Genomic DNA, 6,069 nt, shown 5'->3' with positions numbered 1-6,069 from the left:
TCTCCTTAAATAAAAACATAAATTTGGTGTCCCAAATTTATGTCCCTGTTTAATCTTATAAAAATTCTGCTTTTTTATTATTATTTGTATTTTTAAATAAAATGTATTTTTTCTCTTTTTTTGATTTTCTTATTATTTGTATTCTTTCTTTTTGAAAAAAAGCATTAATATTTTCAAAATGCATTACTGAATTTCTTAATCTTTTTAATATTGGAAAGAAAAAGTTGTTAAGGTTATATAAAAATGTTTTTAATTCTTTTTCATTGCTTATTTTGTCTACTTTATCTTTATCAAAAATTTCAAATAAAAATTCTTTTTTAATATTAAAAGTTATTTCTTCATCTTTTGATGATAAAATAGTTTTTATAATTTCAGTAATAGTTCCTAAAGTTAAAACATTAATAGCAAATCAAATATTGGCATTAAACGTCTCATTTTTTATCTCAAAAGGATTAAATTTTTTAAATTTTCATTGTTCAAAAGAAATTTCAGTTTCTTTATCTGATATTTTATAAAGTCATTCTATCCAATTTGTATTATTTTTATCCTTTTTACCTATAAAATAAGATACTTTTGTTTTTAATTCAAGTTCTATATCTCTAATTTTATTATATAAAAAAGTATACAATTTTTTCTCTTTTGCTCTATATTTAACCAAATAAGAGAAATTAATTTTTTTTGGATAAAGATGTTTAACTTTATTTCTTATTGTTTTTTTAATAAATTATAATAAAAAATTAACATTTAATTCTTTTTTTTGTTGGTTATATTTAATTCATTCTTACTATTAAAATCTGTCAACCATTCTTTATTAAAAGAGAAAACGTTTGTATAATTTTCTTTTTTTAAAATTTCTATTGCTTTATTTTCTTCAATGTCAATTATTATATTTTTTTCTTTTTTTAACTTTTTCAATTGGTCTTTATAACTAAGAAATTTTTTACTCATAATAATATTTTATAATTTTTACAAAAATTTTTTAAATATTTTGGGAGATTGTGTTATAATAAATTTAATATAGGAAAACCGGCTTGTGCATACAAGATAATTAAACACTATTAGATAGTGTTTTTTTATTACTTTTATAATACTTATTTGCAATAATAAGTCAAACACAACAAAAGTATTAACGTTAATAAATACTTAATAGATATGCTAAAGGAAAATAGAAAGATAATTTTTCACCTATAACAATTATTAAAAGATTTTTTTATAAAATAGTTGTTCATAATTTATCAAAAAATAAAACTCTTTTTCTTTCCCAGTTTAAATAGTGAAAAAACCGTTTATGCCCATTTTATACGGTAAAACGTTTTTTGAATACTCCAATTAATTACATTTTACTTACTAAATTTTTACATTATTTTTTTATAAATTATCAATCAAAATGTCCCTCTTCTATAATAAAAAAATGATGTTGTAAGTAAAATGATTAAATTTATACAATTGATAATTTATGATATCATTCAATTAACATATAATTATAAAAAGTGACATTTTATATTGGTAATTGGGGTGACAAATTATTTCTGTTTTAATAAAAATACTTAATAAAAGTTTGTAAAAAAAAGAAATTAGAATATAATTTTTATTATGGAACATAAGAGCGCCGCTAAAAAGAAATCTTACTTAAAATTTATAATTGAAAGTTACATTGAAACAGGGGAACCAATCGGTTCAGAATCACTAAAAGAAAAATATAAAATTAATGCTTCTTCTTCTTCAATAAGAAGCATAATGGCTGAACTTGAAAAAGATGGTTTTCTTGAAAAATCTCATGTTTCCAGTGGGAGAATTCCTACTTTAAAAGCATATGAATATTATGCTAAAAATTTAACTTCACAAACCGATGCAGATCTAGAGCAAAAACTAAACGATATTTTTGCTAAAAGAAGAATATCTATTGACAAAACACTTGAAGAAGCAGCAAAATTAATATCAGAATTTGTCGGTATTACCGTTATAACATCAGAACCCTTAGGATCTGAAAGATTAAGATCTATTCAATTCACTGCAATTGATAACTTTATGGGAGTTATTGTATTAGTAACTTCAACAGGAAAAGTAGAAAACAAAATAGTTTCTTTTTCAAATGAAGTAGAAAAAGAAGACATAAAAATAGCTATAAGGATTTTCAAAGAAAGATTAATTAATGTGGCGTTAAATGAAATCCAAAAAATTGTAGAAATTTTAGTTCCAATATTGGCTAAAGAAATAAAAAACTTAGATAATGTTTTAAAAACCTTTATGCAAAATATTTTTAATTTTAAAAATGAATTTGAATCAAAAATTTATAATAAAAATAATTTAATTTTATCTAGAGATATATCGAGAGAAAAATTAAGTGAAATTTTAGATTTAATAGAAAAAAAATCAATTTGAGAAACTATTGAAAATAAATTGGATGAAGAAAAAAACATAAAAATTCAAATTGAATCACAAGAAGCTGTTTTTATTTCTAAAAAACTTGAAAACGAGAATATAAATAAAGAAATTAGTGTTGTAGCTCCAACTACAAGATTAGATTATTCTAAAGTTTTAGCAGCACTTAATCTATTGGAAAAATTTCTCAAAAAAGAAATATAACTTTATATTACTTTAAGGAGAGAAATGGAAAAAGATATTAAAAAACAACAAGAAAAAGTTGAATCAAAAGACAATAATACTGAAAACGTTAAACACAAAAGAACAAAAAGAAATTTTAGATATAAAAGAAATTACAATAATAAAAAAGATGACTCTGTTTCTGTACAAGAAAAAACCAAAATTAAAACCTCTCTTTTAGAATTAGAAATTGCTAAACTCAAACTAGAATTAGATAAAAATAACGAAGAATTAAAACAAAAAGCAATTGAACTTCAACAAAAAGCAAAAGAAGAAATTCAAAAACATAAAGATGAAACATCTTCTAAATATGAACTAGAACTAACTAATATAAAAAAATATGGAATTCAAAAATTCTTTGAATCATTCTTAATTCCATTAAAAAACTTTGAATTAGCAATTAAAGCAGGAGAAAAACAAGATAACTCTGCAGTTCAAAACTATGTTAAAGGTTTTTCAATGTTATTAAAACAAATTGAATTAATTTTTGCAGATTTTGGTATTACAAAAATTGAACCTTCTGTTGGTGAAAGTTATAATCCAGAAATCCACGAAGTTTTTGAACTTGAAAGTAACCAACAACTAAAAGATAAAATTATTAGTGTTAAAAGCAATGGTTATAAACTTTATGATAGAGTAATCAAACCTGCTTCAGTAGTAGTAGGTAAATAGAATGAATACAAAAGAACAAATTATTCAATCTTTAAAAGACGTTTTAAATGATTTAAAAATTGAAAAAAATATTATATTAACTGAATCCAAGGGATTTGGTGATTATTCAACAAACTTAGCAATGACTCTTAAATCAGATCTAAATAAAAATCCTTTAGAGATTGCTGATTTAATTGTTTCCAAAATAAACAAAGAAAAATATTCTATTTCTAAAATAGAAGTAGCAAAACCTGGATTTATTAATTTTTTCGTAAAAAATAATATTTATGTAGAAGAAGTAAATAATATTTTAAAATTAAATCAAAATTACGGAAAACAAAAAGAAAATCAATTTATTAACTTAGAATTTGTTTCTGTAAATCCTACTGGTTTTTTACACCTTGGGCACGCAAGGGGGGCTGCAATTGGTGCAACATTAGCTAATATTTTAGAATTTGCTGGTAACAAAGTTATAAAAGAATATTATATTAATGATGCTGGAAATCAAATTGATCTACTTGCTGAATCTGTTTTTGCAAGATACTTACAGCACTTTGGTAAAAAAGTAGAATTTAAAGAAGATTATTATAAAGGTAGTGATATAAAATGAGCTGCTCACGTAATCATAAAACACTATAAAGATAAATACGTAAATAGTTCTATTAATGATTTAGAAACTAGAGATTTTTTTAAGAGAGCATCAACTTCCATAATGCTCGGTCAAATTAAAAGGGATTTAAGTCTTTTTGGAATTAAGTTTGACAACTTTTTTAGTGAAAAAACTCTTTATAAAGATGGCAAAATCAAACTTGCTTTAGAGAAATTAAAAAACACTTATAAACATGATGGAGCGCTTTGATTAAAAACTACAAAATACGGAGATGATAAAGACAGAGTTCTTATCAAAAAAGACGGTTCTTTTACCTACTTTTTACCAGATATCGCGTATCATAATGATAAATTAACAAGAAATGATGGAGTTACCAAATTAATTAATATTTGAGGTGCTGATCATATTGGTTATATAAAAAGAATGGAAATTGCAATCGATCAATTAGGATTTGATTCTCAAAAACAGTTAAAAGTTTTAACTTGTCAAATTGTTAGATTAATGAAAAATGGACAAGAATTAAAAATGTCCAAAAGAAAAGGAATTACCTTTACAGCAAGAGAATTGATTGAATTGGTTGGTAAAGATGCAGTAAGATTCTTTATGATTGATAGAACAGAAAATTCAGGATTAGACTTTGATGTTGAACTTGCATTAGAAAGTAGTCAAAAAAACCCTGTATTTATGATTCAATATGCCTATGCTAGAGCAAATCAATTAATTAGTAAAGCAAATAATAAAGAAGTATTAGCTTCAAGCTTTAATAATGAAAATGAAATTAAATTAGTTAATACTTTAAAAGATTTTCCAGATTTAATTAAAAAAATTAGCAGTAACTACAAAATTCACTTACTGCCCGAATATTTAATTAAATTAGCTAAAGACTTTAACTCTTTTTATTCAAATTCTAAAATTTTAAATTCTGATAATGAAGAGAGTTTATTAGCACTTTCTAAAGCTGTTAAGATTGTTCTAGAAACTGGACTAAAACTTATTGGTGTTTCTACCCCAGAAAGAATGTAATGGAAACTTTAAATAAACAAATATTTGAAGAAAAACGTTTAGATATTCTTAAATCCAAAAAACTACCAAATCTATTTAAAGATAGCTATGTTATTTTTGATTTAGAAGGTTGTGATGATGTTGGCACTCTACTTGAAATTGGTGCTATCAAAGTTAAAAACAACAAAATTATTGATACATTTTCCAAAATAATTAAACAACCACCTGATTTTGTAAATAACTTTATAAGTTGATACAATAATATTTCTAACCAAGAAATAAAGGAAAAAGGTGAAGATGCAATAAAGGTTTTAAACGAATTTAAAATTTTTATTGAGAATTTAAATCTTTATGCTTTTAATGGAATGCATTATGATTTCCGTACAATAAAAAAATCTTATAAATCTCGTGAATTAGAAAAATTTCCTAACAAAATGATAGATATTGGTTTTTACTTTCAATCATTTAATAAAGTTTTCTTTAATACAGATTCTTATTCTTTAAATTTTCTGTCAAATTTATTTTCAGTAGATAATCAAGGCATTCACAGAGCACTCAAAGATTGCATAATAACTTTTGAAGTTTATAATAAAACTCTAGTGTTTGAAGAGTTGATTAATGCAAAAGAAAGACTTGAAAATGCCATTGTAAACAATAGAGAAGATAAAGAATTAAAAGAATGAAAAAGAAAATATTTTTTAAATAAATGTATATTTGACTATAAACAATGTATAATTTGTGGTAAGAAATTAATACAAAAATACATCGGTTGAGGTTGTATTGACTATGTTTGAGATTATAAATTAAAGAAAAGTGTAGGAAAATGTAATTTTTTTATAAAAAATGCAAAATGAGAAAAAATAAAAAATAAGGAGCAAGAAATGGACACAATGATCAGTTTATCAGTAGAAGTTTTATCAACAAAAAGCTATATGCAATTTGAAGATATCTTTACTTTTGTAAAAAATAAACTTCAAAAAAAATGATTTGAAAAAGGTGAATTTACACACGAAGAAAAAGAATTAGTTTTACAAAAAAAACGTGGTGAGTTATACAGATTATTAACTGTTACTAGTGATTTTGAAAGACTAAATGATGGTACTTGAAAATTAAAAGGTAATTAATAAAAGCACATATCTTTTTTAAAATAAAATTCCGTTTTTGCCCTATATTGTGGCGAAAACGTTTTTTTAATTAAGAAA

At 23.0% G+C, this 6,069-nt stretch carries 6 protein-coding genes; 4 read left to right on the top strand and 2 right to left on the bottom strand.

Annotated features, from left to right (window positions below):
* Positions 1–55: 55 nt before the first annotated feature.
* Complete coding sequence (locus ACXX84_RS03950; protein WP_458572948.1) at positions 56–628, bottom strand: hypothetical protein; 573 nt, start codon at positions 626–628, stop codon at positions 56–58.
* A 116-nt stretch (positions 629–744) separates the two neighbouring features.
* Positions 745–948, bottom strand: a complete 204-nt coding sequence (locus ACXX84_RS03945) for a hypothetical protein (RefSeq protein WP_458572947.1) — start codon at positions 946–948, stop codon at positions 745–747.
* A 645-nt stretch (positions 949–1,593) separates the two neighbouring features.
* Between ACXX84_RS03945 and hrcA the strand changes: the two genes are divergently transcribed.
* Genes hrcA through ACXX84_RS03925 form a run of 4 tightly spaced genes read left to right on the top strand, consistent with a single transcriptional unit; the run spans position 1,594 to position 5,991 of the window.
* Positions 1,594–2,586, top strand: coding sequence for a heat-inducible transcriptional repressor HrcA (gene hrcA, locus ACXX84_RS03940; protein WP_436358730.1), 993 nt, complete (start codon positions 1,594–1,596; stop codon positions 2,584–2,586).
* A gap of 24 nt (positions 2,587–2,610) precedes the next feature.
* On the top strand, positions 2,611–3,276 hold the full coding sequence (locus ACXX84_RS03935; RefSeq protein ID WP_436358731.1) for a nucleotide exchange factor GrpE: 666 nt from the start codon (positions 2,611–2,613) through the stop codon (positions 3,274–3,276).
* Position 3,277: 1 nt separating this feature from the next.
* The gene (gene argS, locus ACXX84_RS03930; RefSeq protein WP_458559487.1) at positions 3,278–4,888 is read left to right on the top strand and encodes an arginine--tRNA ligase; all 1,611 of its coding nucleotides are present in this window, start codon (positions 3,278–3,280) and stop codon (positions 4,886–4,888) included.
* The gene (locus ACXX84_RS03925; protein ID WP_458572946.1) at positions 4,888–5,991 is read left to right on the top strand and encodes an exonuclease domain-containing protein; all 1,104 of its coding nucleotides are present in this window, start codon (positions 4,888–4,890) and stop codon (positions 5,989–5,991) included. The genes argS and ACXX84_RS03925 overlap by 1 nt, the downstream gene beginning before the upstream one ends.
* The last annotated feature ends 78 nt before the right edge of the window (positions 5,992–6,069 follow it).

The sequence above is a fragment of the Mycoplasma sp. AC157 genome (assembly GCF_054343415.1).
The sequence above is the reverse complement of the archived record's forward strand: the minus strand, read 5'-3'. Positions and strand labels throughout refer to the sequence as shown.